This is a genomic window from Caulobacter sp. P1_D6 (assembly GCF_056406095.1).
Map to the genome: position 1 here is coordinate 102,467 of NZ_JBFUAW010000024.1, position 26,951 is coordinate 129,417.

Sequence of the window (26,951 nt, forward strand, 5' to 3'; positions counted from 1 at the left end):
AGGCGGAGGCGGCTCGAATGCGCGGCGCGATCCTTTCCATGGCGGTCCTGATGGCCGCGGCGACCGCTCTGGCCCAGGCCGAAACGCCGCCGATCCGAGCCTTCCGGGCCGTTCCGTCGTCCCGCGTCGCGGTTCCGGTGACGCCGCGTCCGCCGATGCCGGCTTCGGTCATGCCGCGGGTCCCGACCCGGACCTCGACGCCGCTCCGGACCCAGATCACGGGGCAGACGCCGCATTGCCCGCCCCAGCCGCCCAAGCCGCCGCTTTCGGTCAGCATTCCCAAGCCGGACCACAACAAGCGGACCATGGCCCTGATCCAGCAGAACATCGTCATGATGTCGATCCTGCGGGCCCAGGAGCAGCGGCGTCCCTGCGATCCGTCCTGGAGCGCCAAGAAGCTGGCGCGCAAGGGCTGTCCGCCGCCCTGGCCGACGCCACGGCCGGTTCTGGAGCTCGCCCCGCCGCCTCCGTCCTTGGCGTCGGAGACGGTCATCGCCGCCGCGCCGGAGGCGATCGAGGGGCAAAACTGATCCTTGCCCGTGACGCGGTGATCCCATAACCCTCCCGCCCTTGGATTTGTAACGACGGAGCGGGCCATGAGCATCGCCTTCATCTTCCCGGGGCAGGGCAGCCAGACGGTCGGCATGGGCGCCGATCTCGCCCAGGCCTTCGCCGCCGCCCGCGAGGTCTTCCAGGAGGTCGACGACGCCCTGGGCCAGAAGCTGTTCAAGCTGATGGTCGAAGGCCCGGAGACCGACCTGACCCTGACCGAGAACGCCCAGCCGGCCCTGATGGCGGTCAGCCTGGCGGTGTCCCGCGTGCTGGAAAAGGAATTCGGCGTCGGGATCGACAAGGCCGCCTTCGTGGCCGGCCACAGCCTGGGCGAATACAGCGCTCTGGCCGCCGCCGGCGCCATCACCCTGGCCGACACCGCCCGCCTGCTGAAGCTGCGCGGCCAGGCCATGCAGCGCGCCGTGCCGGTGGGCGAGGGCGCCATGGCCTCTCTCATTGGCCCCAAGACCGACCTGGCCCTGGCTGAAGCGGCCGCCGCCGCCGGCTCGGAGGTCGGCGTCTGCGTCGTGGCCAACGACAACAACAACGGCAACGTGGTGATCTCCGGCGCCAAGGCGGCCGTGGACAAGGCCATCGAGAAGGCCAAGGAGCTGGGCGCGCGGGCTATCCCGCTGAACGTCTCGGCCCCGTTCCACTGCCCGCTGATGCAGCCGGCCGCCGACGAGATGGCCGAGGCCCTGTCGAAGACCACGATCGTCTCGCCGCGCGCGCCGCTGGTGGCCAACGTCACCGCCGCGCCGGTCCACGATCCCGACGTCATCCGCAAGCTGCTGGTAGAGCAGGTCACCGGCCGCGTCCGCTGGCGCGAAAGCATGACCTGGCTGGCCAACGAGGGCGGTGTCACCCGCTTCGCCGAGGCCGGCGCGGGCAAGGTGCTGTCGGGCATGGCCAAGCGGATCGCTCCGGACGCCGAAGCCGTTCCCCTGAACAGCCCGGCCGACCTCGAAGCCTTCGCGAAATCGCTCTAACCCCATCCATTCCTTGGGGAGGAAACCCAAAATGTTCGATCTCACCGGCAAGACCGCCCTCGTCACCGGCGCCACGGGCGGCATCGGCGGGGCCATCGCCAAGGCCCTGCACGGCCAAGGCGCCCACGTCGTGCTCTCGGGCACCCGCGAATCGGCCCTGTCCGAGCTGGCCGCCCAGTTCGGCGAACGCGTCTCGTTCGTGGCCGCGAATCTCTCGGATGCCGCACAGGTCGACGGCCTGGTCGCCAAGGCCGAGGAAGCCGCCGGCGCGCCGCTGGACATCGTGATCGCCAACGCCGGCATCACCCGCGACGGCCTGATCGTCCGCATGAAGGACGAGGACTGGGACACCGTCATCAAGGTAAACTTGGAAGGCTATTTCCGCCTGTCGCGCGCCGCCGCCAAGGGCATGATGAAGCGCCGTTCGGGCCGGATCATCGGCATCACCTCGATCGTCGGCGTCACCGGCAATCCGGGCCAGACCAACTACGCCGCCTCCAAGGCCGGCATGATCGGCTTTTCCAAGGCCCTGGCCCAGGAGCTGGCCAGCCGTAACGTGACCGTGAACTGCGTGGCCCCGGGCTTCATCGCCAGCCCGATGACCGACGCCCTGAACGAGCAGCAGAAGGCCGGCATCCTGTCGACCATTCCGGCCGGCCGTCTGGGCGAGGGGAGCGATATCGCCGCTGCGTGCGTTTACCTCGCCAGTGACCAGGGCGGCTACGTCACGGGTCAGACCTTGCACGTCAACGGCGGCATGGCCATGATCTGACGGGTCGTCTTTTCCTGGGCTCCTCGCCTTTCTGCTTGGAAAGACGAAAGCCCACATTTCTATCCGGACGTGCCGCTAGTCACTCGAAAAAGAACGTGATAGGCGGTGGCCCGACAATTCCCGTGGGTGGTGAGGCTTGTCCGAGCCGTCCACGGAACTGCAAGATTCAAAACGAGGGACTAACAGAATGTCCGACATTCTCGAGCGCGTGCGTAAGATCGTCATCGAGCACCTGGACGCCGATCCGGAAAAGGTCACCGAAAAGGCCAGCTTCATCGACGACCTGGGCGCCGACAGCCTCGACAACGTCGAGCTGGTCATGGCGTTCGAAGAAGAATTCGACATCGAAATTCCGGATGACGCCGCCGAGCACATCCAGACCGTCGGTGACGCCGTGAAGTTCATCACGGAAAAGACCGGCGCCTAAGGCGTCGGGTTCGCGTATTTCTGCGAACAGGACTATCAACCGCCGCGTCGCACGGGCTCTTGCCATCGTGCGCGCGGCGGTTTTCGTATGTGGCCGAGATTCGCGGTGTCGGGGGGCGTGTCGGATTCGTCAGCACCCTCCCCATATGTCCGCGATGCGAAGGTTAGGAGTGATCCATGCGTAGAGTCGTCGTCACCGGGCTTGGCCTCCTGACCCCCTTGGGTCAGGGCGTCGATATCACCTGGAAGAACATCCTGGCCGGCAAGTCCGGCGCGAACAGGATCTCGGCCTTCGATCCGACCGAATACGCCTGTCAGGTGGCCTGCGAAGTGCCGCGCGTCGACGGTCGTGGCGGCGGCGGGCCCGACGTCGAGGGCGCGTTCAACCCCGACCTGACCATGAGCCCGCGCGACCAGAAGCGCGTCGACGACTTCATCCTGTACGGCATCGCCGCCGCGGACGAAGCCGTGAAGGATTCCGGCTGGGTCCCGGAAACCGAGGAAGACAAGTATCGGACCGGGGTGATTCTCGGCTCGGGCATCGGCGGCCTGTCGACGATCGCCGACACGGCGCTGGAGCTGGAAGCCAAGGGGCCGCGCCGGATCAGCCCGTTCTTCATCTCCTCGGCCCTGATCAACCTGATCTCGGGCCAGGTCTCGATCCGTTACGGCTTCAAGGGCCCCAACCACTCGGTGGTCACGGCCTGCGCCACCGGCGCCCACGCCATCGGCGACGCCACCCGGCTGATCAAGTACGGCGACGCCGACGTCATGGTGGCCGGCGGCGCCGAAGCCGCCGTCTGCAAGGTCGGCATGGCCGGCTTCATCGCCTGCCGCGCCGTCTCCACCGACTTCAACGACACGCCCGAGAAGGCCTCGCGCCCCTATGACAAGGACCGCGACGGCTTCGTGATGGGCGAGGGCGCCGGCGCCGTCGTTCTGGAAGAGTACGAGCACGCCAAGGCGCGCGGCGCCAAGATCTACGCCGAAGTGATCGGCTACGGCCTGTCGGGCGACGCCTATCACATCACCGCTCCGTCGGAAGACGGCGACGGCGGCTTCCGGGCCCTGTCGGCGGCCGTGAAGGACGCGGGCCTGCAGCCCTCGGATATCGACTACGTCAACGCCCACGGCACCTCGACCATGGCCGACGGCATCGAGGCCGGGGCCGTCGAGCGCTTTCTGGGCGATCACGCCAAGAACGTGGTGATGTCGTCGACCAAGTCGATGACCGGCCACCTGTTGGGCGCGGCCGGCGCGATCGAGGCGATCTTCTCGATCCTGGCGATCCGCGACCAGATCGCCCCGCCGACCATCAACCTGGACAATCCGGACGTGAACGTCGCCATGAACTTGGCGCCGAACAAGGCCGTGCCGCACAAGATCGACGTGGCGGTGTCCAACAGCTTCGGCTTCGGCGGCACCAACGCCTCGGTCGTGTTCCGCAAAGTCTCGTGAGCCGCAAGCCCTCGCCCCAGCGCCGGACGCCGCGTCCGACACCGAAGACGGGGGCTCCCCGCAAGGCCAACCCGCGCCGGCGCGAAACCGCGCCGGTCGGGCGCCGCATCGCCGCCATGGGCGCGGGCCTGCTGACCATGCTGGGCCTGGCCGCCATGGTGGTCGTGCTGGGCGCGATGTGGGTCTACCAGGGCCCCGGCCCCGCCGCCCGATCGGGCGAGGTCACCAGCGTCGTCCTGCGGCGTGGGGCCAGCCTGCCCGAGATCGCCTCGACCCTGGAGCAGGCGGGGGTGATCCGCTCTTCCTCGCTGTTCCTGACCGCCGCCCAGACCACCGGCGCGGCGCGCAAGCTCAAGGCCGGCGAGTACGAATTCGCCTCGCGGGCCTCGCTCAGCCAGGTGCTGGGCAAGATCCGCGACGGCAAGATCGTCCGCCACCAGGTGACCATCGCCGAGGGCCTCACCTCGGACATGGTGGTCGACATCCTGATGCGCGCGCCGGAACTGACCGGCACCGTCCCGACCCCGCCGGAGGGCTCGATCCTGCCCGAGACCTATCAGGTCCAGCGCGGCGAGGACCGTGCGGCGGTTCTGCAGCGGATGATGGACGACCGCGACGAACTGCTCGACCGGCTGTGGGCCGCGCGCCAGCCGGGCCTGCCGTTCGAGACCAAGGACCAGGCCGTGACCATGGCCTCGATCGTCGAGAAGGAAACGGGCCTGGCCAGCGAGCGCCCGCACGTGGCGGCGGTGTTCATCAACCGCCTGCGCCAGGGCATCCGCCTGGGCAGCGACCCGACGATCATCTACGGCCTGACCCGCGGACGGCCGCTGGGCCGGGGCATCCTGCAGTCCGAACTGCAGCGCCAGACGCCCTACAACACCTACCTGATCGACGGCCTGCCGCCGACCCCGATCGCCAATCCGGGCAAGGCCGCCCTGGAGGCGGTGCTCAATCCGATGAAGAGCGACGACCTGTACTTCGTCGCGGACGGCACGGGCGGTCACGTCTTCGCCTCGACCTACGAGGAGCACGAGCGCAATGTCGCCAAGTGGCGCCAGGTCGAACGCGCCAAGGCGGCCGGCCCCGTGACGGCCAAGACCCCGCTCGCCGGAGGCTAGGATGGCGCTGTCAGGCATGACCGGCTTCGCCCGCGTCGAGGGCTCGCACGGGGCCTGGACGTGGGCGGTGGAGGCGCGCAGCGTCAACGGCCGCAACCTCGAGACCCGCTTTCGCGGCCCGCCGGGCTTCGAGAGCCTGGACCGCGCGGCCCGCGACGGCGCCCAGGCCCGCTTCCAGCGCGGCCAGCTGACCGTCAACCTGCAGGCCAAGCGCGCCGAGGCGCAAGGCAACGTGCAGATCAATGTCGAGGCGATGGAACGCTACCTGAAGGCCGGCGCGCCCTACGTCGCCACCGGCATGGTCGCCAAGCCCACCCTGGACGGCCTGCTGGCCCTGCGCGGCGTGATCGACGCCCGCGAAGAGGACGACGCCGCCGAGGATCGCGCCGAGATCGAGGCCGCCATGGCCGCCTCGATCGCCCAGGCCCTGGACGGGTTGAAGGCGGCGCGGCTGGAGGAGGGCGCGGCCCTGGCCCCGATCCTGACCGGCGCGGTCGACCGGATCGAGGCGCTGACCGTCCTGGCCGCCCAGGAAGCCGCCGGCCAGCCGGCCGTGCTGAAGGAACGCTACGCCCGCAAGCTGGCCGAGCTGATCGGCGAGGCGGCCTCGGAAGAGCGCATCGTCCAGGAAGCCGCCGCCATGGCCGTGAAGGCCGACGTCCGCGAGGAGTTGGACCGCTTGTCCAGCCACGTCGTCGCCGCGCGCGGACTGCTGGCCGTCGACGCGGCCGCCGGGCGTCGCCTGGACTTCCTCAGCCAGGAGTTCATGCGCGAGGCCAACACCCTTTGCAGCAAGTCGGCGCTGACGGCGCTGACCACGCACGGCCTGGATCTGAAGGCCACGATCGAACAATTCCGAGAACAGGTTCAGAATGTCGAATAATCCGCATGGACGCACGCGCGGCCTGCTGCTGATGGTCGTGGCCCCGTCGGGCGTGGGCAAGACCTCGCTGACCCGCCGCCTGGTGGCCGACCACAACGACCTGCACCTGTCGATCAGCGCCACCACCCGCGACCCGCGTCCGGGCGAGCACGACGGCCGCGACTATCACTTCGTCACCCACGACAAGTTCAAGGTGATGATCCAGGACGACGCCTTCCTGGAATGGGCCGAGGTCTACGGCAACCACTACGGCAGCCCGCGCGACCCGATCGTCGAGGCGCTGGAGCGCGGCGAGAGCGTGCTGTTCGACATCGACTTCCAGGGCGCGATGAAGGTCCATAAGCAACTGCCCGAGGACTCGGTGCTGATCTACGTGCTGCCGCCGTCGCTGGCCGAGATGAGCCGCCGCCTGCACGCCCGCAGCCAGGACAGCGAAGAGGTCATCGCCAAGCGCCTGGCCCGCGCCAAGGACGAGGTCGCCGCTTGGGAGCGGTTCGACTACGTGATCCTCAACGACGACTTCGACCGCGCCTATTCGGACCTGGCCCACATCTACCACGCCGAACGCCAGAAGCGGGCCCGCAACCCGTGGATCGGCAACCTGGTGGGGGATCTGCTGGCGGAAGAGATCTAGGTATGACGAACGGCCAGCCTGAAGTCGCGGCGACCAAGAATTAGTCGTTCTCGTCTGTCCAAACGTCAAAGACCAGCGAGCAGCTCTCCTCGTCAGCGTCTTCCATAATCTCCTTCAGGCGGCTCTCGGAAGCCGCCAGCCTTACCACGGCGGGTCGATTGGCCTCGTCCGCCGAGCCTTGATAGAGCCCCAGATCGATGCGTGGGATTTCGAGCTCGCCCGAAATCTCGTAGGTCTCCACATTGCGGATAACCTCGCCCTGTGCCGCGACATGATCGGCGAAGGCGCGCAGTTGGCGCTGTCCGAAGATCCGCACGCTCCCATCGCGAGCGGCAACGAACAGAGCTGAAAGCAGGGCCTCCGACGTGTCGCCCTGCATGTCAGGCCATTACCGCCCGAGCCAAGGCCTGGAAGCCTTCGACCGGGATCGTCTCGGCCCGCGCGTCCGGATTGATCCCGGCCTTCTCACACAGCGCGCCGCCGCCCAGGCCCTTGAGGCTGGAGCGGAGCATCTTGCGGCGTTGGCCGAAGGCGGCGGCGGTGACCTTCTCCAGGGCCGCGACCATCGCCTTGTCGGGAGCCGGCTCCAGCGGGACCAGGCGCACCACCGCCGAGGCCACCTTAGGCGGCGGGGTGAAGGCGCGGGCCGGCAGGTCCATGACCACCTTGGCGCCGCAGACGGTCTGGGAGACCACGGCCAAGCGGCCATAGGCGTCGTCGTCGACATCCGCGGCGATGCGGTCGGCGACCTCCTTCTGGAACATCAGGGTCATCGACAGCGGCCGGAACGGGCCGGTCAGCCAGTTGATCAGCAGCGGCGTGCCGACATTGTAGGGCAGGTTGCTGACCATGTGGGCCGGACCGCCGGCGATCGCGGCCATGTCGACCTTCAAGGCGTCGCCCTGGACGATCTCCAGTCGACCCTCGGCGGCGACGGCCAGTTCTTCCAGCAACGGGATGAAGCGCTTGTCCATCTCGACGGCCACGACCCGCGCGCCGGTCTCCAGCAGGGCCCGGGTCAGGCCGCCGGGGCCGGGGCCGACCTCGATCACCACGTCGCCTTCGCCCACCTCGGACAGCCGGGCGATCTTGCGGGTGATGTTGAGGTCCAGCAGGAAGTGCTGGCCGAAGCTCTTGTTGGCCAGCAGGTCATGCTCGGCGAGAACCTCGCGGAGCGGCGGCAGGTCGGCGAGGGTGTGCGAAGTCATGTCAAAACGCTCTGGTTCGCAGGTCTTGGACCGCAATCCTCGTCCTTCGACAAGCTCAGGATGAGGATTTCTACCGAAACGGCCTTCGCCATAGCCCTCATCCTGAGCTTGTCGAAGGACGAGGGCGCTCCACTACCGTCAAAAGCTGGATCTGAATCGCTCAGGCAATGGCGCGGCGGTCGGCGATCTCGGCCGCCAGCCGGATCGCGGCGATCAGGCTGTCGGCCCGGGCCAGGCCCCGGCCGGCGATGTCGAAACCCGTACCATGGTCGGGCGAGGTGCGCACGATCGGCAGGCCCAGGGTGATGTTCACCCCGGCCCAGAAGTCGAGCATCTTGACCGGGATCAAGGCCTGGTCGTGATACATGCACAGCACCGCGTCGTAGGTGGCGCGGGCCTCGGCGTGGAACAGGCTGTCGGCGGGGGCGGGGCCCTTGACCTCGACACCCCAATCACTCAGGGCGGCGCGAAGCGCGCGGACGGCGGGCTCGATGATCGCCGCCTCCTCGCCGCCCAGGGCCCCGCCTTCGCCCGCGTGCGGATTCAGGGCCGCCACCGCCAGGCGCGGCACGGCGATGCCGAAGTCCTTGCGCAGGGCCTCGACGGTCACCAGGCCGGCGTTGACGATCGCCTCGATGGACAAGGCCGAGGGGACCGCTGAAAGCGGGGTGTGGATGGTCACCAGGGTGGCGCGCAGGTCGCGGGCCGCCAGCATCATGATCGGGCCGTGCGGCGGCTGGCGCTCGCCCACATGGGTCAGTTCGGCCAGGAACTCGGTATGGCCCGGAAAGGCGAAACCGGCGTCGTAGAGCGGGGCCTTGGCGATCGGAGCGGTGACCAGGCCGGCCACGGCGCCCGACAGGGCCAGGCCCGCGCCGGTCTCGATCCAGCGGATCACCTGGGCGGCGTGGGCGCTGGACGGCTGACCGGCCACCACGGGGGACTGCAGCGGGATGTCGAGGACCGGCAGGGCCTCGCCGAACACCTTGATCGCCTCGACCGGTCCGGTGACGGGGCGGACCTTCACCCCGCCGCCGGCCGAGGCCAGCAGCTGGGCGTCGCCCACCACCATGAACGTCGGGCCTTCGGCGCGCAGGACGGACCAGGCCTTGGCGATGATTTCCGGCCCGATGCCGGCTGGATCGCCTGCGCTCAGGGCGAGGGCCGCGGTCTTCACCGGGTTTCGATGGTCGCCGAGTTGCGCAGGTCTCGCAGATAACGTTTGGAGATCAGCGCAAGCTGTTGGCCGCGCAGGCGATTTTCAATCTGATCGTGGGTCGGGGCCTGGGCGCCCGACTGGCGCTTGCCGCAGACGGCGATCAAATGCAGGCCGGCGTCGGTGCGGATCGGATCGGAGACCTGACCGACCTTGAGGGTGTTGGCGGCTTCCTGGAAAGCCGGGGCCAGATCGGTGATCTCGGCCTCGCCCAGGTCGCCGGCCACCACGCCGTCGATCTTGCCGGCGGTGGCTTCGAGCGTCTCGCAGCTGGTGATCTTGGGCTTCAGGTCGACCAGCAGCTTGTTGGCGGCGTCGACCTGCGGCTGGGCGGCGTCGCGGGGCAGGGCCACGGCGACCTGCTTGAGGTCGACCAGGGCGGTCTTCGCGCCCGAACGCTTCTCGCGCAGATAGATGATGTAGACGCCGTCGCGTACGGTGATCGGAGCCGACAGCTGGCCGGGGCGCAACTGCTCGAGCGCCGCGTCGACCTCGGGCGGCATTTCGCCGGGGCTGATCCAGCCGGCGTCGCCGCCGTTGGCCGCGGTCGGCGAGGCCGAGAACTGGCGGGCCACGGCCGGGAAGGGCGCGCCCTGCTGCATCTGGGTAACCAGTTGCTTGGCGCCGTTTTCGGCCACTTCCATGCCGCCGACCCGCCCGGCGTCGATGAACACTTCGCTGACCTGGTACTGCGGCTTGGCGGAGGCTTCGGCCTGGCGGCGCTCGAAGGCCTTGATCTGGTCGTCGCCGATCCGCAGGCGCGAACCATAGCGGCCGCTGATCCAGGCTTGCCAGCTGCTGTCGGCGCGGATCTGCGCCTTCCAGGTGTCGATGCCCACGCCTTGCGCCTGCAGCGACTGGGTCAGCTGCTCGGGCGTCATGTTGTTGCCCTTGGCGATGTCCTGGATCTGCTCCTCGATCTCCTTGTCGGTGGAGATGATCGTGATCTTCTGAGATTTCTCGACCCGACGCAGTTCCTGCATCTGGACGTGCTCGTCGATCAGCGAGCGCATGGCTTCCTGCTCCAGCTGGGGCAGGTTCTCCTGGGTCGGCTGCATGCCCGACGTCACCATCAGCAGGCGCATGCGCTGCATCAGGTCGTAGCTGGAGATGATGTCGTCGTTGACGACCGCCGCGACGCTTTCCGACAGGGGATTGCGAGCCGCCGGCGCCGCGGCCGGGGCTTCCACGGCCGGGGCCGGGGGGGCTTCCTGAGCTTGGGCCGGCAAACCGAGGCTCGCCACGGTCAAGGCGAGGATGGAGGCGGCGCTGGCCGCCAGGGTTGTCACGCTACGCGCAGACCGCATCGGTATTGTCGTTCCTCTAGACGCGTCCAAAGGAAGGCGCGCGCTTAACCGCGCGTCCCCCGACGCGATGACATTCTAATCGGTGTACAGTGTGTCGCCCAATGTGGCGAGCGTTAGGCGCAGCACCACGGATTGATCGGCCCTCAACCTCAGGCCGCTGTCCGAGGTCTGGGTGTAGCGATCCTCGTTCTGGTAGATCACATCCACGCGGATGCAGTCGTCCTTGTAGTAGACGCCCAGGTCGCGACGAGTCCAGGACCACTCGCTCCTGTCGGCCGGCAGGCCGAAGGCGCGGGCGTCCTGATAGGACAGGCGGCCCAGGGCGGTCACGCCCCAATGTTCGCTGACCTTGTAGTCGCCCACGAAGTCCAGATTTTCCTGACGCAGGCCCGAGGTGTCCCTGTTGTCCTTCAGGTAGCGCAGGGACGCGAAGCCGCGGGCGACCGAGGCGTCGACGCCCGCTTCCAGGCGGTTGAGCTTGCTGGTGTCGTCGTCGAAGCGGGCGCGCGTGAAGGCGGTGACGCCGCGGATCGGCGTGACGGTGGCCGCCACGATCCAGTCGGAAGCCTTCTGATCCAGCCCGGCGCGGGTCGGCATCAGCGGATCGACCTTGGTGCGCAGGCTCCGGCCCAGCAACACGCTGCCGCCCCGGCCGTCGGCGAGCTTCACCGTGGCGCGACCGCCGACGTTCATGCGCGTGCCGCCTTCGTAGAGGTCGAAGCCGGGCGACTTGTTGACGTCGAAAAGGTTGGTTTCGTCGAGTTCGAAGTTGGTGCTGTCTTCGTTGAAGTAGATCGGATTGCCGGCCGCATCGCGGGCGACGACGATCGGCACCTGCGAGCTATCCGAACCGGTCGCGAGCTGGACCAGGGGTTCCAGGACAATGCTGCCGCCGCCCTTGAGCGGCTTGAACATCGGCAGGCTCAGATCGACCCCGGCGACGCCAAGACCGCGGGAATAGTTGATGCCGGTCTTGGTGTCGCCGGCGGCCAGGGCGCTGGGCGGCAGGAACACGTCGTCGACCCGATAGGCGTCGCCGCGCGCCTGGGCGAAGGGCTCCACGCGCAGGCCCGGACCCAGGATCATGCTGGCGCGCCAGTCGCCCTCGATCGTGCCGCGCGCCGAATCCACGCCCGGCTGCCCCTTGTAGGCGGCGTAGGCGTAGGGCGGTTCTCCGAACTGCGACTCCGAGCGCGTCAGCACCACGCCGGAGCCGTTGATGCGAAGACGGCCGCCCAGGATGTGCGATTCCGGCTCCCAGCGGCCCTCGACTAACGGCCCGATCAGCGGGAAGGCGCCGCTGTTCTCGAACTGGTTGGCCAGGCCCGTGCCGGGATCGACCTGCACGACGCGCAGGCCCTGCACCGAAATCATCGAAGCCGAGAAATAGGACCGGTCCGACTGGCGGGTCGCATAGATCTGCGACATCAGGCGATGGTCGTCGGCCGAGTACTGGCCGCGCTGGGCGTAGACGTCGCTGATGTCGTAGTCGTCGAAGATCAGCGCCTGCGAGGCCCGCTCGGCGGTGAAGCCCCACTTCCACTTCTCGTCGACGTCGAACAGGCCCTTGGCCAGGATGTAGCTCTTGGCCGTGGCCTCGCCGAACCGGTCGCCGTGGTTGTCGAAGTCCTTGTCGTAGGTGGCGCCGACCCGCGCCTCGACGTATCCCGAATAGAAGCGCTTGCGGTACTGCGCATTGAGGAACGGGTTAACTTTCGTGTTGATCTGGGGACTTACGACCAAATCCTGAGACGGCGAGATCACGAAAAGATAGGGCTGCTGGTAGACGAAGCCGCGCTTCTTGGAGACGCCGATCTTGGGCACCAGGAAGCCCGAGCGACGCTCGGTCTGAGGATCCGGATGCCAGAACACCGGCAGGTACATCAGCGGCGCGCCGAACATGCGGATCGTCGCGCCGTGGTAGTAGACCAGGTGCTTGTTCTTGTCCTGGACCACCTTGTCGGCCTGGATGCTCCAGGTCGGCTTGGGCTTTTCGGCGCACACCTCGCAGGGGGTGTAGATCGCCTTGTTCATCTCGGTGATCTTTTCATTGCGGCGCACGGCGCTGTCGGCCGCGATCTTGATGTTCTTGTCCAGGCGGGCCGAGAAGCCGCGGGCGAAGCCGGCCTTCAGGTCCTTGTCCATGGTCATGTCGTCGGCGAACTGGGCGGTGCCGTCGGCGTTGATCAGGGTCACATGGCCGTGGGCGGTGACCACCTCGGTCTTGGTGTCGTAGATCACCTCGTCGGCGCGCAGGGTCCGGCCCTGGTAGCGGGCCTCGACGTCGCCGCGGGCGATCATCTTCTGATTGGCGTCGTCGCGGATCAGGAGGTCGGACTCGAGATAGTAGCCGGTGTCGCCCAGGCCGTCGTCCACGGCCGTCGCCGGCGCGGGCGCGGCCGGGATCGTGGCGAGCGGCTGCTGCGCCTGGGCCGAGCCGGCCAGGGCGAGCCAGGCCGCTCCGGCCAGCAGGACCGCTCGGCCCTTTTCTCTCGCCCCCCAGCGAAGCTCCAACATCAACGACCTCGATCCCGACACAGACTCAACCATCCTCGGTATAGCAAAGCAGCGTCAGTCCCGCCAAAAGCGCCACGATAGGCGGGGTCCACGCGGCCATGGCCGGCGTCAGCACGTCGGCCTTGCCCAGTGCGCCACACAGCTCGTTAAAGAAGAAGAAACCAAAACCCAGCGTCACGCCGGCGCCGGCCAGCCCCGCGAGGCCCCCCAGCCGCATCAGCCGCAGCGAGAAAGCGGCCGCCAGCACCGACATCGCCGCGAACAGCAGCGGCGTGGCCAGCACCTGCTGCAGCCGCAGCCGGAAGGGGATCGACGAGAAGCCCGCGGCTTCGGTGCGCTTGATGGTCTCGGGCAGCAGCCAGACGGCGATGGCCTGGGGGTTGTTGAACCGCTCAGAGGCCGTCCGGTCGTCCAGGTTCGAGGGCATCGTCTGGGTCTCGGACCGGATCGCCCCGGCGCCGGGCATGGCCACGCGCACACCGGACAGGCGCCAGAAGCCGGGCTCCAGCCGGGCCTCGTCGGCCTCGATGCGCTGCGAGAACTGCAGGGTGCCGTTGGGCTGCACGGCGTAGACGAACAGCGACACGCCGCGTAGGCGGACCGCGCCGTCGATCTGGTCGCGGGCCCGGGCGCGGATGACCACCTGGGTCTTCTCGTCGCCCTGGCGCAGCCACAGCCCCTTGGGCGCGGACTTCAGGTAGCTTTCCATCAGCGCGTTGCGCGAGGTTTCGAACTGGGCGCTCATCGCCGAGGTCAGCGGGTTGAGCAGGGTCAGGGTCACCAGGCCCATCACGAAGGCGGCGACGGCCGCGGGCATGATGAAGCGCCAGGCCGAAACGCCCGCCGCCCGCATGGCGATCAGCTCGCTGCGGCGGTTCAGGCCGACGAACGCGCCCAGGGTCCCGAACAGGAAGATGAAGGGCGTCAGCACCAGGATGGTGGCCGGCGCCTGCAGCACGGTCAGGAACAGCAGCTCGGCGAAGCCGACCTCGGCCCGGGTGCCGACGTTCTTGGAGATGTCGACGAAGGCGATCAGCATGACCAGCACGCTGACGACGGCCAGGGCGGCGGCCAGACCGCCCAGGGTCTTTCTGAGCACATAGCGCTCGATCATGCCGACGCCTATCATCGAGCCCCCAGCGGCTGGAGCTCGTCGTGGGCGCCGATCGCGATGTAGCGCTTGACCTTCTGGCGGAAGATCTGGCTCAGACCCCACCAGATGGCCGCCAGCGGCACCATGTACTGCAGCGGGTTCAGCCAGATGTCGCTGTCGCAGGCGGCCTTCACGCCGAAGCCGAGGATCTGGATCGTCGCCGCGGCGGCGCCGACGACGGCGATCCGCTTGCCATAACCCATCCGGCTGAACGATCCGCCGATCACCGCCGCCACGGCCATGGACATCATGGCCAGGTTGTAGAGCGGGCTGGCCAGGCGCCAGTGACCTTCGGCCAGCAGCTTCTCGCGGTTCTGCTGCTCCCACTCCTGGGTCAGGTCGGGGAAGAACAGCTCGTGCGGATAGCGGTCGCCGATCTTGTAGTGCAGCAGCTCGTCGCTCTGGAACAGCGAGCTCAGATCGAAGGTGTATTCGTCCCACGACAGGTACTGCAGCACGCCCGAGCTGGAGAACTCCTGGTTGGAGCCCTTGCGCAGGATCAGCACCGGCAAGCCCTTGCGTTCGGCGATGACGCCTTCGCGGGCGGTGTAGGTGATGGCGCCGCCGTTGGCCTTTTCCTGGTGGATGAAAAGGTTGTGGATGATCTGATCACGATCGATCGTCTGGGCGTAGACGGTCAGGCCGGGGCCCGGCTCGGTGAACTCGCCCGGACGCACCAGGGTCGAGGCCAGGTCGGACTTGATGTCGAAGAAGGTCTCGCGAATCGCCCGCGAGCTCCACGGCGCGGCCCACAGGCTCATGACCAGCGACACCAGGGTCGCGAACACCGCCAGCCGCATGGCCGGCGAGATCACCCGCCAGCGGCTCATGCCGCCCGCGAAACAGACCACGATCTCCTGCTCGGTGTGCAGCCGGTTCAGCGCCACCAGGGTGGCCACGAACAGGGCGATCGGCAGAATCATGCTGAGCAGCTGGGGGAGCGCCAGGGCGATGATCTTCAGGAAGACCACGGCGCTCTGGCGCTGTTCGATCAGGACGTCGAACTCCGACAGGCTGCGCGCCAGCAGGGCAAGCGCCACCAGGGCCAGCGTCGCCAACAGCGTCGGGCCCAGGAACTGGCGGAAAAGATAGCGTTCGATCAGGCGCATCGACGTTGGGGCAGGGGACCGTCTGGCAAGGGAAGAGAGTGGGGCGGAAAGACAGGGAGTCGCGCGGCGCGCCCCAGAACGGGTCTCTTCTACACGGCGTGTTCGCGTGCGCACAACCGCTCAAGTCAGGCGAGAAAGCGGCGTTCATCCGCATTCGACGACCGCCGCCCCGACGACCCCGACGATTGGTGCTTTTCTTCGGTTCGGGTTTGCGTCAATCCAACGGGCTGAAGGTCCTGCTAGGGCTCCATCGGTTTTCAGGAGCGCGTCATGCGTATCGAGTTCGTCACCGCCGACACCCAGGCCGGCGCCAACGCCGCGCTGGCGGTTCTGGCCTATGAAGCCGCCGCCCTGTCGCCCGAAGCCAAGGCCGTCAACGACGCGACCGGCGGCGCCCTGGCGCGCGCCGTCGCCGGCGGCCGTTTCACCGGCGCCAAGGGCCAGACCTTGGACCTGATCGCCCCCGCCGGCCTGGAGGCCGCCCGCGTGCTGCTGGTCGGCGTCGACGGCGACGGCGCGTTCGAACCCGAGACCGTCGAAATCGCCGCCGGCCACGCCTTCCAGGCGCTGAAGGCCTCGGGCGTCACCGAGCTGGTGCTGAAGCTGGGCGGCGGCGACGCCGAGTCGGCGGCCCGCGCGGCGTTCGGCGTCAAGCTGGCGGCCTATCGCTTCGACAAGTACCGCACCACCGAAAAGGCCGAGAAGAAGCCGTCGGTCAGCGTGGTCAAGGTGGCGGCCGCCGATCCGGCCAAGGCGCGGAAGGCCTTCGCCGCGCTCGAACCGGTCGCCGACGCGATCCTGTTCAGCCGCGACCTGGTCGCCGAGCCGGCCAACATCCTGCATCCCGAGGAATTCGCCGCCCGCGTGAAGGGCCTGGAGACGCTGGGTCTCGAGGTCGAGATCCTGGGCGAGGCCGAGATGGCCAAGCTGGGCATGGGCAGCCTGCTGGGCGTGGGCCAGGGCAGCCGGCGCGAGAGCCAGTTGGTGGTGATCAAGTGGACCGGCGCGTCCGACAAGTCGGCCCAGCCCGTGGCCTTCGTCGGCAAGGGCGTCACCTTCGACACCGGCGGCATCAGCATCAAGCCGGCCGACGGCATGGAGGACATGAAGTGGGACATGGGCGGGGCGGCCGCCGTGACCGGCGTCATGCATGCCCTGGCCGGCCGCAAGGCCAAGGTCAACGCCATCGGCATCCTGGGCCTGGTGGAGAACATGCCCGACGGCAACGCCCAGCGTCCTGGCGACGTGGTCACCTCGATGTCGGGCCAGACCATCGAGGTCATCAACACCGACGCCGAGGGCCGCCTCGTGCTGGCCGACGCCCTCTGGTACTGCCAGGACCGCTTCAAGCCGAAGTTCATGGTCGACCTCGCCACCCTGACCGGGGCGATCATCATCTCGCTGGGTCACGACCTGGGCGGTCTGTTCAGCAATAACGACGGCTTGTCGGAAAAGCTTCTGGCCGCCGGCAAGGCCGAGCGCGAGCCGCTGTGGCGGATGCCGATGCCGGCCGCCTACGAAAAGCAGATCGAAAGCCCGATCGCCGACATGAAGAACATCGGCGGCCGTCCGGCCGGCTCGATCACCGCGGCCCTGTTCCTGCAGAAGTTCGTCAACGGCGTGCCGTGGGCCCACCTGGACATCGCCTCGGTGGCCTGGCGCAAGCCCTCGACCGATCCGACCGTCCCGGACGGCGCGGTCGGCTTCGGCGTGCGCCTGCTGAACCGCCTCGTGGCGGACGCCTACGAAGGCTGACCTTGACCGCCGCGCTCTGCGACATCTGGTTCTACCACCTCGAGCGCAGCCCCTTGGAAGAGGTGCTGCCCGGGCTGCTGGAAAAGACCCTGGGGCGCGGCTGGCGGGCCCTGGTGCGCGGCGGCGACCCCGCCCGGCTGCGCGCCCTGGACGCCCATCTGTGGACCTGGCGGGAAGACAGCTTCCTGCCGCACGGCCTTGACGACGAGCCGATGGCCGACCGCCAGCCGGTGCTGCTGACCGACAAGCTGGACAACCCGAACGGCGGTCAGGCGTTGTTCCTGCTCGACGGGGCCGAGCCGGGCGATCTTTCGGCGTTCGAACGCTGCATCGTGCTGTTCGACGGTCGCGACGAAGAGGCCCTGCGCCTGGCGCGGGGCCGATGGAAGGCCTTCAAGGGCGCGGGCCACCCCGTGTCCTACTGGCGTCAGGGCGCCGAACGCGGATGGGAGAAGCAGGCATGAAGCGGTTTCTGATGGCGGGCGTCGTCCTGGTTTTAGCCTCGTGCTCCAGCGCGCCCGAACCCGCGCCGATGCCGCCGCCGGCCACCCCGACCGCCCCGCCAGCCATCGCCCTGCCGTCCAAGCCCACCGAATCCGAGAAGGACCAGTGCGGCCTGAAGGACGCCCAGGCGTTCGTCGGCAAGAACCGCACCGACCTGCCGGCCCCGGTCGATCCCTCGCGCTGGCGGGTGGCGTGCACCACCTGCCCGGTGACCATGGACTACCGCCCCGACCGGCTGAACATCCTGTTCAACCCCGACACCGGCGTCGTTCAGCAGATCAAGTGCGGGTAGAGTTTTCACTGGCACGCAACGCATAGGCGTCAATCGGCGATAGTGGCAGCGTGGCCTTATGGGCTGCGTATCTGGTCACCGTTGGTGCGTTCTGCTGCTCGCCCTCGCCGGCGCGCCTTCGGCGATGGCCGAGACCGATCAGGACATCCTGAGCGTCCGCACCGAGATCCGTCCGCAGTGCCGGATCCAGGCCGGCGACCTGGACCTGGGCGTCTACACCGCGAACCGGGCCTCCCGCGCCACGTCCTCGATCGACCTGCAGTGCACGCCCGGCGTCGTCGCGCGCATCGGGCTGAACGGCGGCATGTCGGGCGATCCGATGAACCGCTTCATGCGGGCCAAGGGCCAGTTGCACTACCAGCTCTACAAGGACGAGGCGCGCACCCAGGTGTTCGCCGACCGCAACCTGTCCGAGATGCAGGTCCTGCGCACGACGGGGCTGCCGCAGCACGTCCTGGTGCATGGCGAGGCCCCGGCCGGCCAGCAGGAGCCCGAAGGATCCTATGTCGACGTGGTCGTGGTCACGGTCACCTACTGAAAGGGCAAATCATGAGATCCCTGATCCTCACGGCGTTCCTGGCGATGATCCTGAGCATGCTGGGCCTGCTGCTGGGGGCGCGACAGGCGATCGCCCAGACCGCCACCGACACCTTCCAGGTCCGGGCCCAGGTCCAGAAGACCTGCACGATCGTGGCCAATGACCTGGATTTCGGCGTCTACAATTCGTCCCAGCAGAGCCGGGCCTCGACCAATCTGTCCGTGCAGTGCACGCCGCTGACGCCGTTCGCGGTCGAAATCGGCCCCGGGGGCTCGGGCAGTCGCTTCGATCGCTGGATGAGCGGTCCCGGCACCCTGCGCTACCGCCTTTTCAAGGACGGCGGCTACACCCAGCCGACTGAGACCACGGGCTCCGACTTCACCGGCCAGAGCGATCCTCAAGGCACGGCGGTGACCTATCAACTCTACGGCCAGATCGCGGCCGCCCAGGTCGTTCCGTCGGGCAACTATCTCGACACCGTGACCGTGACCGTGACGTACTGAGGAGAACAGCGATGAAAGCCGTCTGGGTTCACGCCGTCGCGGCCGGGTTGACGGCCTTCTCCCTGGGCGCCGCGCCGCAGGCATTGGCCGGTTCGGTCGAGCTGTCGCCGATCACCCTGCAGATGGTCGGCAAGGAGCGCACCACCACCCTGAGGGTCCGCAACACCGAGGCGGCGCCGATCACGCTGCAACTGCGCGCCGTCGACTGGGCGCAGGCCAACGGCGAGGACATCTACACGCCGTCCAGGACCCTGGCGGTCAGTCCGCCGGTCTTCACCCTCAAGTCCGGCGAGACCCAGACGGTGCGCGTCGTCGTCGAGGGCGTGACCACGATCGCCACCGAGAAGGCGTTTCGTCTGATCCTGGACCAGATCCAGAAGGAGCCGCTCAAGGGCGAGGCCGGCGTCATCGTGCCGATCCGGGTGCTGCTGCCCGTGTTCCTGACCCCGTCCGTGGCTTCGCGCCCCAAGCTTTCCTGGAAGTTGAACGCCGCGCCGTCCGGCGGCGTGCTGACGGCCAGCAACACGGGCGACGCCCGCGAGCGCGTGGTCGGCCTGAAGGTGACCAGCGGCGCGACCGAGGTCGCGGGCGACTTGGGGCTCAGCGGGTACGTGCTAGCGGGGGCCAGCCACTCTTGGTCGCTAAGCGGCGCGGGGGCCGGGACGTCCAAGGTCTCGGTCAGCGGGACAGGCCTGTTCACGCCGATCAAGGCCGACGTCTCGCCCTAAGCCGCCGCCGTGACGTCGCGGCGGCGACCCGGCTTCTGGGCGATCTGCCCCTGGGCCGCGCTGTGGGCCGTCGCCGGACAAGCTCAGGTCCCGGACGGGCCGGCGATCCCCGAGGCGACCGTCGATCGCGCGGCGCCGGCGACCTACTATCTCGACGTGCGGATCAACGACTGGCCTTCGCGGCTGGTGGCCAGGTTCCGTGACGAGGGCGGCCGTCTCTCGCTTCCGGCGGACCAGTTCGAAGGCCTGGGCTTTCGTCTCGACGAGGCCTGGGTCAGCGGAGAGGGCGAGGCGAGGCGGGTCTATCTGGATCGCGTCCCGAACCTGAGCTGGCGGGTCGACCCGCAGGCCCAGACCATCGCCATCACCGCCCCGTTCGCGATCCTGGTCCCCAACCGCCTGGCCGTCTCCCCGGCGCCGGCGCACGTGGAGGCGCAATCGGGGCGCGGGATGCTTCTCAGCTATGACCTGTTCGGCGAATGGGCGGAGGATCCCGACGCGGGCAGCTATGGCCGAAGCGTGAGCACGACGCTGGAGGGGCGGCTGTTCTCCCGGCGCTTCACCATGGTGTCCACGGGCACGGCCGGGCTGTCCGAAGCGGGCAGCCGCGTCGTCCGCTACGAAACCTATTTCGCCTTCGACGACCAGGACAAGGCGCGCACCCTGCGGGTCGGCGACAGCACGACCGCCGCCCTGAGCTGGAGCCGCAACCTGCGCTTCGCCGGCGTCCAGTATCAGCGCAACTACACCCTGCGCCCCGACATCGTCACGACGCCGATGCCCGAGTTCCTGGATGGGGTCACGACCCCTTCGGTGCTGGATCTCTACATCAACGGCGTCAAACGCTACACGAACAACGTGCGGCCCGGCGCCTTCCAGCTGGGTCAGCTGCCGGTGCTGACCGGCGCCAACACCGTCATGATCGTCATCACCGACCTCGACGGTCGCGAGCGCACCGTGAACCTGCCGTTCTACATGACCACCCGGCTGCTGGGGCGGGGGATCAACGACTTCAGCGTCGAGGCCGGCGCCGTGCGCCAGGAGTTCGGAACGAAAAGCGGCGAGTACGGCGAACGTTTCGTCTCGGGCGTCTGGCGGCGCGGTCTGACCGACGCGCTGACGCTGGAGGCGCACGGCGAGGCGGCCAAGGGGCTGGCGATGGGAGGCCTGTCCGGCGCGGTGGCGGTGCGCGACCTGCTGGTGATCGGCGGGGCGGTGGCGGCGAGCAACGGGCCGGACGGGAGCAACGGGACGCTGTGGGCCGTCGGCTTCGACCGCACCACCCAGAGGTTCAGCCTGGCGGGACGGCACGAGGAATCCTCCGCCGGGTTCCGGGACGTCGCGGACCTGGAGGACGAGGCGCACGTCCGCGTGCGCGACAGCGCCTCCGTCGGCCTGAACATGGGGCGCGTCGGAACCCTGAACCTGGCCTATGTGTCCGAAACGCGCGCCGACGGCTCCAAAACCCCCGTCGCCACCGCCAGCTACGGCGTCGACCTGTTCAACCGCCGCGCACGTCTGGCGGCGACGGCCTACGACGTTCTGAACCAGAAGGACCAATGGGGCGTCGGCCTCACGATCTCGGTGCCCCTGGGCGAGAACGGACTGGTCACCGGCGGCGTCCAGCGGCGCAGGGAAGGGCAGTATTACGAGGCCGAGGTGCGCGGCTCCAGGCTGGACAACCGACTGATCTGGCAATTGCGGGACGTGGAGGGGCCCGTGCCGGCGCGCTCAGCCGAGCTGCGCTGGGACGGTTCGACCCTCGACGGCCGGGTCAGGCTGCTGAACGACGAGAAGACCTCGGCCGCGCAGATCGAGGCGGCCCAGTCGTTCGTGCTGTTCGACCGACGGCTGTACGTGGCCGACCGGGTCGACGAGGCCTTCGCCGTGGTCCAGGTGGGCCGGAACCCGGGCGTCGAGGTGTTCCGCGAGAACCAGTCGGTCGGGCGCACCGACGCCGGCGGGCGGTTGTTCGTCAACCACCTGCGCGCCTACGAGAGCAACGGCCTGTCGATCGATCCCGCGGCCTTGCCCCTGGACGCCGCCCTGGAGTCCACGTCCAGGACCGTCGCGCCGCGGCGGGGCGGCGGCGCGCCCGTGGTCTTCGATGTCGTCCAGGAGCGTTCGGCGCTTGTGACGCTGGTGACCAAGGATGGAAAGACGCCGCCGGCCGGCGCCGAGGTCCATCTCGGCGACCGGGTGTTCCCGCTGGGCTATGGCGGCGAGGTGTACTTGCGAGGCCTGGAAGTGGGGCGCAACGTGATCACGGTGGTCTGGCGCGAATTCACCTGCGACGTCGTCGTCACCCTGCCGGACGAGTTGGGCGCGATCCCCAAGCTGGGACCCTACACATGCACCTCCTGACATCCCGGACCCTGGCGAGCGCGGTTCTGCTCATGGCCCTGGCCCTGCCGGCGCCCAGCGACGCCCAGACACGCCGTCGCGGCTGCAGCCTGACGGTCTACGAGCTGGTGTTCGGCGAGTACGACGTCTTCAGCGCGAGCCCAACCGAGGCTGTCACCCGCATCCTGGTGGACTGCGGCCGCGAGGACAGCAGGATCAGGCCCAGGGTCGAGCTCAGCACCGGCTCGTCGCAGAGCTTCATCAGCCGCACCCAGCGCTCGGGCCCGCATGTCCTGACCTACAACATCTATGCCGATCGGGCCTTGACCCAGATCGTCGGGGACGGTTCGTCCGGCACGACGGCCGTATTCCTCGACGCGGTCGGGGGCGGTCTGGGGACGAAGAAAGTGGACCTGTACGGCGCGATCGATCCGCGTCAATTCGCTCCGCCCGGCTCCTATTTCGACACGGTATACGTGACACTGATCTTCTGAGGACCTGGAGGAGCGATGATCCCGACACTCATCTCCGCCCTGATCCTGGGCGCCGCGCAGCCTGCCGCACCGCCGAAGCCCCCGACGGCCTCGGGCCTGATCAGCACCAGCCAGTTCGCCGTCCGGGCCGTCGTCGTGGACAGTTGCACCGTGAGTTCGACCGGCGCGACCTGCCAAGGCGTCGTGCCGATCCGGCCGATGGCGCGGAACAGGGTGCTGCGCGGAGCCCGGGCCGACATCGTCTTCTGAATCTAGACAACGTTGTCATCGGCGACCTAAAGTGGCCTGACCAGTTCGCCCGCCAGAGGCGACGTCGGGAGGTTGCCCAGATGAAAGCCTTGTTCGCCGCCGCGGCGTCGCTCGCCTTGCTCTCCGCCACGCCGGCCTTGGCCGACGGCTGGCTGAAGACGAAGGACAAGCGGATCGTCGACGAGACGGGCCGGCCGGTGATCCTGCGCGGCATGGGCCTGGGCGGCTGGATGCTGCAGGAAGGCTACATGCTCAAGCTCGGAGAGCTGGGCCGGGGCCAGGAATACGTGATCCGCGCCGAGACCGCCAAGCTGGTCAGCGCCCAGCGCGAGGCCGCGATCCACCGGGCCTGGCTCGACAACCACACCACCAAGGCCGACATCGACGCCATGGCCGCCATGGGCTTCAACTCCGTGCGCCTGCCCATGCACTACGGCCTGCTGACCTTGGCCGCCGACCAGGAGCCGGTCCCCGGCCAGGACACCTGGAAGGAGGACGGCTTCAAGCGCATCGACGACCTGCTGGCCTGGACCAAGGCCAACGGCATGTACCTGATCCTGGACCTGCACGCGGCGCCGGGCGGGCAGGGCAACGACCTGCCGATCGCCGACCGCGACCCTTCCAAGCCCTCGCTGTGGCAGAGCCCCGAGAACCGCCGCAAGACGGTCGCCCTTTGGCGCAAGCTGGCCGCCCGCTATAAGGACGAGCCGGCGATCGGGGCCTACGACCTGATCAACGAGCCCAACTGGGACTTCGACGCTCCCGGTGGCGACCACGGCTGCAAGGACGAGAAGCAGACGGCGCTGTGGGACTGCTACAGAGAGCTGACGGCGGCGGTCCGCGAGATCGACAAGCGCCACATGATCATCCTCGAGGGCAACTGCTGGGGCAACAATTACAAGGGCATGCCCGCGACCTGGGACGACAACCTGGCCCTGTCGTTCCACAAGTACTGGAACCTCAACGACGAGGCCTCGATCGCCACGGTTCTGAAGCTGCGCGAGGAGACCGGCCTGCCGCTGTGGCTGGGCGAAAGCGGCGAGAACTCCAACGCCTGGTTCCGCGACGCCATCGCCCTGGTCGAGAAGCACGAGATCGGCTGGGCGTTCTGGCCGCTGAAGAAGATCGGCTTCAACCAGCCGCTCGAGGTGGCGCCCAATCCCGCCTACGCCAAGCTGGTCGACTACTGGACCAGGAAGGGCCCCCAGCCGACCGCCGACGAGGCCTATGCGGCGCTGATGACCCTGGCGTCCAAGGACGTCCGGTTCGAGAACAACCTCCAGCATCCGGACGTGGTCGACGCCATGATCCGCCAGCCGCATGACGACACGACCCGGCCGTTCAAGGATCACCGGATCGGAGCCAAGGGCGCGACCATCGCCGCCGTCGACTACGACCTGGGCGCGCCGGGCCAAGCCTACGCCGACAAGGACACGGCCAACTACCACGTCTCGACCGGCGGCCAGCGGACCCTGTGGAACAACGGCCGGACCTACCGCAACGACGGCGTCGACATCGCCCGGGAGGCGGACGGGAGCGCTTACATCGAGGACTTCAGCGACGGCGAGTGGGTGAAGTACACGGTCGTGACCGACACGGCGGGCGCCTACGACCTGACGGTGTCGGCGCGTGGCGCGGGCAAGCTGTCGGCGGCGGTGAACGGCGAGGCGGCCGGCGTGGTGGTCACGACGGCCGGGGTTGCGTGGACGGCGCTTCAGCTGCCGAAAGCGCGCCTGCTGGCGGGGCGGAACACCATCGTGTTGCGCTCGAACGGCGCGGCGGTTCAGGTGAAGAGCTTGGCGCTGAAGCCCTAGTCCGCTGCTAGCGCGTTCCCACGCCCGGGAACAGCGCCGGCTCGCCGTCGAACACGCCCAGATAGCCCAGCTCGCCCAGCAGCGGGGTCATGGTGTCGGCGTAGTCATCCGCATGCTTGAGCAGCGGGGCGGGGCGGCCGGTCTGGTCCTGCAGGCGATAGACGGTCCACATCTTGCCGCGCGGGGCCGGGGCGCCGGGCTGCAGATAGCGGTGCTCCCAGCCGACCAGCGGCGGCGTGCGGCCGATCTCGATGTCGAACGGGCGGTCGCGGAACGCCAGGTCCATGTCCAGGCGTATGGCGTCGGCCAGGCGCTGGTCCAGCCATTGGCCGAAAGCCGCCAGCACCGACTCGGCCGACAGGCCGTCCGGGTTGGCGACGATGTGATTTCGGGACGCGGTTCCTGAACTCATGCGAGCAGGATTACGCCGGCCGATCTCTCGGAATGGCTAAGAGACGTGGTTGAGACGCGTTTACCACAACCTGCCGTTGGACCTTGGCCTTAAGCCTGCGCCTCCGCCAGTTCCTCGGCCAGCGCCATCCAGGTCGCCTCGGCCTCGTCCAGCTTGGACTTGGCGTTGTCGCGGCGCTTGGTCAGTTCGGCGACCTTGGTCGGGTTCTTGTAGAGCTGCGGATCGGCCAACTGGGCGTCCAGCTCGGCCATCTGGCGGGTTTGTCGAGTAACCACCTGTTCGGCGGCCTCGATCTTGCGCTTCAGGGGTTCGATGGCGACGGTCTTCTTCGCCGCAGCGGCGGGTTCGGCCTTGGCGGGCTCGCGGTCGACCTGGGTCGGCTTCACGGCCTGCTTGGCGCGGTCCAGCACGAACTTGGCGTACTCGTCCATGTCGCCGTCGAACGGCTTGACGGTGCCGTCGGCGGCCAGCCACAGGCGGTCGGCGACCAGCTCCATCAGCGAGCGGTCGTGGGTGATCAGGATCACCGCGCCCTCGTAGTCGTTCAGGGCGTCCAGCAGGGCCCGGCGGCTGTCGATGTCCAGGTGGTTGGTCGGCTCGTCGAGGATCAGCATGTGGGGCGCGTCCATCGCCACCATGTTGAGCAGCAGGCGCGCGCGCTCGCCGCCCGACAGGTTGGCGACCGTGGTCTCCTGCTTCTCGAAGCCCAGGCCGAACTGGGCCAGTTTCGAACGGCGCGAGCTCTCCGAAGCGTCCGGCATGGCCCGGCGGATGATCTCCAGCGGGGTGTCGTCCGGATCCATCGCCTCGATCTGGTGCTGGTGGAACCAGCCGACCCGCATCTTGCGGTCGCGGTGGAACTCGCCCGACTGCACGCCCAGCGCGCCGGCGATCATCTTGGCGAAGGTCGACTTGCCCGCGCCGTTGACGCCCAGCAGGCCGATCCGGTCGTCCAGGTCCATGCGCAGGTTGAGGTTCTTGAGGATCGAGCGGCCTTCCTCGTAGCCCACATTGGCGCGCTCCAGCCGGATCAGCGGCGGCGGCAACGGGCGGGGCGGCGAGGGCAGGGTGAAGGGCGCGACGCGCTCCTCGATCGTGGTGGCCACCGGCTGCATCTTGGCCAGGCGCTTCATCCGGGACTGGGCCTGGGCGGCCTTGGAGGCCTTGGCCTTGAAGCGGTCGACGAAGGCCTGCAGGTGGGCGCGCTCGGCGTCCTGCTTGGCCTTGGCCGACAACTGGAGGCGCGCTTTTTCAGCGCGGCGTTCCTCGAAGTCGTCGTAGCCGCCGGTGTAGAGCTCCAGCTTGCCGCCGGCCAGGTGCAGCATGTGGGTGCAGCTGTTGTTGAGCAGTTCGCGGTCGTGGCTGACGATCAGGGCGGTGTGCGGGTACTTCTGGAGGCGGGCCTCCAGCCACAGGGCGCCTTCCAGGTCGAGATAGTTGGTCGGTTCGTCCAGCAGCAGCATGTCCGGCTCGGCGAACAGCGCAGCGGCCAGGGCCACGCGCATGCGCCAACCGCCGGAGAACTCGGCCATCGGCCGCGTCAGGTCTTCCTGGGTGAAGCCGAGGCCCACCAGGATTTCGGAGGCCTTGGCGGGCGCGGCGTCGGCGTCGATCTCGATCAGCCGGGCCCAGATCTCGCCCATTTCCTCGGGATCGGCCGTGTCCAGGCTGGTCAGCAGCCGGTGGCGCTCCTCGTCGGCCTCCAGCACGGTCTCCAGCAGGGTGAAGGGCGTGGCCGGGTGCTCCTGGTCCACCGACCCGATCCGCGCGCTCTTGGGCAGGCTGATCTCGTCGTCGCCGGCGTGCAGCTGGCCCAGGATCAGCTTGAACAGCGTGGACTTGCCGACGCCGTTGCGCCCGATCAGTCCGACCTTGGCGCCGGGCGGCAGGCTGACGCTGGCGCGGTCGAAAAACTTGCGACCCCAGGCGTTGAACGTCAGGTCTTTGATCTGGAGCATATGATTTAAGGTTACG

General features: G+C 68.4%; 27 protein-coding genes and 1 pseudogene. 19 read left to right on the forward strand and 9 right to left on the reverse strand.

Translation table 11 applies throughout. The features are described from left to right. The first annotated feature begins 17 nt into the window (after positions 1 to 17). The 8 genes from AC1DYP_RS14930 (at position 18) to gmk (ending at position 6,835) form a co-directional block, all read left to right on the forward strand. Positions 18 to 530, forward strand: a complete 513-nt coding sequence (locus AC1DYP_RS14930) for a hypothetical protein (protein ID WP_477046981.1) — start codon at positions 18 to 20, stop codon at positions 528 to 530. A gap of 66 nt (positions 531 to 596) precedes the next feature. After that, the gene (gene fabD / locus AC1DYP_RS14935) at positions 597 to 1,541 is read left to right on the forward strand and encodes an ACP S-malonyltransferase (RefSeq protein WP_477032957.1); all 945 of its coding nucleotides are present in this window, start codon (positions 597 to 599) and stop codon (positions 1,539 to 1,541) included. A gap of 31 nt (positions 1,542 to 1,572) precedes the next feature. Further along, positions 1,573 to 2,313: a 3-oxoacyl-[acyl-carrier-protein] reductase gene (gene fabG / locus AC1DYP_RS14940; protein WP_477046982.1), complete on the forward strand. Its 741-nt coding sequence runs from the start codon at positions 1,573 to 1,575 to the stop codon at positions 2,311 to 2,313. 187 nt (positions 2,314 to 2,500) lie between these two features. Further along, complete coding sequence (locus AC1DYP_RS14945; RefSeq protein ID WP_007672577.1) at positions 2,501 to 2,740, forward strand: acyl carrier protein; 240 nt, start codon at positions 2,501 to 2,503, stop codon at positions 2,738 to 2,740. Between the two features lie 176 nt (positions 2,741 to 2,916). Then, on the forward strand, positions 2,917 to 4,197 hold the full coding sequence (gene fabF / locus AC1DYP_RS14950) for a beta-ketoacyl-ACP synthase II (RefSeq protein WP_477046983.1): 1,281 nt from the start codon (positions 2,917 to 2,919) through the stop codon (positions 4,195 to 4,197). After that, positions 4,194 to 5,318: an endolytic transglycosylase MltG gene (gene mltG, locus AC1DYP_RS14955; protein ID WP_477046984.1), complete on the forward strand. Its 1,125-nt coding sequence runs from the start codon at positions 4,194 to 4,196 to the stop codon at positions 5,316 to 5,318. The genes fabF and mltG overlap by 4 nt, the downstream gene beginning before the upstream one ends. Before the next feature lies 1 nt (position 5,319). Beyond that, complete coding sequence (locus AC1DYP_RS14960) at positions 5,320 to 6,201, forward strand: YicC/YloC family endoribonuclease (protein ID WP_477046985.1); 882 nt, start codon at positions 5,320 to 5,322, stop codon at positions 6,199 to 6,201. Further along, a complete protein-coding gene (gmk, locus tag AC1DYP_RS14965) occupies positions 6,191 to 6,835 on the forward strand; it encodes a guanylate kinase (protein WP_477046986.1) in 645 nt (214 codons plus the stop codon). The genes AC1DYP_RS14960 and gmk overlap by 11 nt, the downstream gene beginning before the upstream one ends. Before the next feature lie 40 nt (positions 6,836 to 6,875). Here the strand turns inward: gmk and AC1DYP_RS14970 are convergent, their stop codons facing one another. Beyond that, positions 6,876 to 7,214 carry a hypothetical protein gene (locus tag AC1DYP_RS14970; protein WP_477046987.1) on the reverse strand — a complete coding sequence of 113 codons (339 nt, stop codon included), beginning with the start codon at positions 7,212 to 7,214 and terminating at the stop codon, positions 6,876 to 6,878. Between the two features lies 1 nt (position 7,215). Next, positions 7,216 to 8,043: a 16S rRNA (adenine(1518)-N(6)/adenine(1519)-N(6))-dimethyltransferase RsmA gene (gene rsmA / locus AC1DYP_RS14975; RefSeq protein WP_477046988.1), complete on the reverse strand. Its 828-nt coding sequence runs from the start codon at positions 8,041 to 8,043 to the stop codon at positions 7,216 to 7,218. Positions 8,044 to 8,054: 11 nt separating this feature from the next. Between rsmA and AC1DYP_RS14980 the strand changes: the two are divergent. Further along, a pseudogene (locus tag AC1DYP_RS14980) lies at positions 8,055 to 8,171 on the forward strand (hypothetical protein); the annotation flags it as partial. Between the two features lie 32 nt (positions 8,172 to 8,203). Here AC1DYP_RS14980 and pdxA read toward each other — a convergent pair. The 5 genes from pdxA to lptF form a co-directional block, all read right to left on the reverse strand. Then, positions 8,204 to 9,220, reverse strand: a complete 1,017-nt coding sequence (gene pdxA, locus AC1DYP_RS14985; protein WP_477046989.1) for a 4-hydroxythreonine-4-phosphate dehydrogenase PdxA — start codon at positions 9,218 to 9,220, stop codon at positions 8,204 to 8,206. After that, a complete protein-coding gene (locus tag AC1DYP_RS14990) occupies positions 9,217 to 10,548 on the reverse strand; it encodes a peptidylprolyl isomerase (RefSeq protein WP_477046990.1) in 1,332 nt (443 codons plus the stop codon). The genes pdxA and AC1DYP_RS14990 overlap by 4 nt, the downstream gene beginning before the upstream one ends. 93 nt (positions 10,549 to 10,641) lie before the next feature. Next, positions 10,642 to 13,083 (reverse strand): LPS-assembly protein LptD, encoded by a 2,442-nt coding sequence (locus tag AC1DYP_RS14995; RefSeq protein ID WP_477046991.1) that lies wholly within the window; start codon positions 13,081 to 13,083, stop codon positions 10,642 to 10,644. A gap of 25 nt (positions 13,084 to 13,108) precedes the next feature. Next, positions 13,109 to 14,212: an LptF/LptG family permease gene (locus AC1DYP_RS15000; RefSeq protein WP_477046992.1), complete on the reverse strand. Its 1,104-nt coding sequence runs from the start codon at positions 14,210 to 14,212 to the stop codon at positions 13,109 to 13,111. Further along, on the reverse strand, positions 14,209 to 15,345 hold the full coding sequence (gene lptF / locus AC1DYP_RS15005; protein WP_477046993.1) for an LPS export ABC transporter permease LptF: 1,137 nt from the start codon (positions 15,343 to 15,345) through the stop codon (positions 14,209 to 14,211). The genes AC1DYP_RS15000 and lptF overlap by 4 nt, the downstream gene beginning before the upstream one ends. A 270-nt stretch (positions 15,346 to 15,615) precedes the next feature. Here lptF and AC1DYP_RS15010 point away from each other — a divergent pair, with 270 nt between their 5' ends. The 10 genes from AC1DYP_RS15010 (at position 15,616) to AC1DYP_RS15055 (ending at position 24,565) form a co-directional block, all read left to right on the forward strand. Then, the gene (locus AC1DYP_RS15010) at positions 15,616 to 17,100 is read left to right on the forward strand and encodes a leucyl aminopeptidase (RefSeq protein ID WP_477046994.1); all 1,485 of its coding nucleotides are present in this window, start codon (positions 15,616 to 15,618) and stop codon (positions 17,098 to 17,100) included. 2 nt (positions 17,101 to 17,102) lie between these two features. Beyond that, positions 17,103 to 17,564, forward strand: coding sequence for a DNA polymerase III subunit chi (locus AC1DYP_RS15015; protein WP_477046995.1), 462 nt, complete (start codon positions 17,103 to 17,105; stop codon positions 17,562 to 17,564). Continuing rightward, positions 17,561 to 17,896, forward strand: a complete 336-nt coding sequence (locus AC1DYP_RS15020) for a peptidase inhibitor I78 (RefSeq protein ID WP_477046996.1) — start codon at positions 17,561 to 17,563, stop codon at positions 17,894 to 17,896. Before AC1DYP_RS15015 ends, AC1DYP_RS15020 begins: the two co-directional genes overlap by 4 nt. A 124-nt stretch (positions 17,897 to 18,020) precedes the next feature. Continuing rightward, positions 18,021 to 18,434 carry a spore coat protein U domain-containing protein gene (locus AC1DYP_RS15025; RefSeq protein ID WP_477032941.1) on the forward strand — a complete coding sequence of 138 codons (414 nt, stop codon included), beginning with the start codon at positions 18,021 to 18,023 and terminating at the stop codon, positions 18,432 to 18,434. Between the two features lie 11 nt (positions 18,435 to 18,445). Then, positions 18,446 to 18,937, forward strand: a complete 492-nt coding sequence (locus AC1DYP_RS15030) for a Csu type fimbrial protein (RefSeq protein ID WP_477032940.1) — start codon at positions 18,446 to 18,448, stop codon at positions 18,935 to 18,937. A gap of 11 nt (positions 18,938 to 18,948) precedes the next feature. After that, complete coding sequence (locus AC1DYP_RS15035; RefSeq protein ID WP_477046997.1) at positions 18,949 to 19,665, forward strand: fimbrial biogenesis chaperone; 717 nt, start codon at positions 18,949 to 18,951, stop codon at positions 19,663 to 19,665. 9 nt (positions 19,666 to 19,674) lie between these two features. Then, on the forward strand, positions 19,675 to 22,029 hold the full coding sequence (locus AC1DYP_RS15040) for a fimbria/pilus outer membrane usher protein (RefSeq protein ID WP_477046998.1): 2,355 nt from the start codon (positions 19,675 to 19,677) through the stop codon (positions 22,027 to 22,029). Then, positions 22,017 to 22,502, forward strand: coding sequence for a spore coat protein U domain-containing protein (locus AC1DYP_RS15045; RefSeq protein ID WP_477046999.1), 486 nt, complete (start codon positions 22,017 to 22,019; stop codon positions 22,500 to 22,502). Before AC1DYP_RS15040 ends, AC1DYP_RS15045 begins: the two co-directional genes overlap by 13 nt. Positions 22,503 to 22,517: 15 nt before the next feature. Then, positions 22,518 to 22,751, forward strand: coding sequence for a hypothetical protein (locus tag AC1DYP_RS15050; RefSeq protein WP_477047000.1), 234 nt, complete (start codon positions 22,518 to 22,520; stop codon positions 22,749 to 22,751). Positions 22,752 to 22,831: 80 nt separating this feature from the next. Continuing rightward, positions 22,832 to 24,565, forward strand: coding sequence for a cellulase family glycosylhydrolase (locus tag AC1DYP_RS15055; RefSeq protein ID WP_477047001.1), 1,734 nt, complete (start codon positions 22,832 to 22,834; stop codon positions 24,563 to 24,565). A gap of 7 nt (positions 24,566 to 24,572) precedes the next feature. Here the strand turns inward: AC1DYP_RS15055 and AC1DYP_RS15060 are convergent, their stop codons facing one another. Together AC1DYP_RS15060 and AC1DYP_RS15065 are read right to left on the reverse strand one after the other, a co-directional pair. Then, the gene (locus AC1DYP_RS15060) at positions 24,573 to 24,977 is read right to left on the reverse strand and encodes a hypothetical protein (RefSeq protein ID WP_477047002.1); all 405 of its coding nucleotides are present in this window, start codon (positions 24,975 to 24,977) and stop codon (positions 24,573 to 24,575) included. A gap of 89 nt (positions 24,978 to 25,066) precedes the next feature. Next, a complete protein-coding gene (locus AC1DYP_RS15065) occupies positions 25,067 to 26,935 on the reverse strand; it encodes an ABC-F family ATP-binding cassette domain-containing protein (protein ID WP_477047003.1) in 1,869 nt (622 codons plus the stop codon). Positions 26,936 to 26,951: the final 16 nt, after the last annotated feature.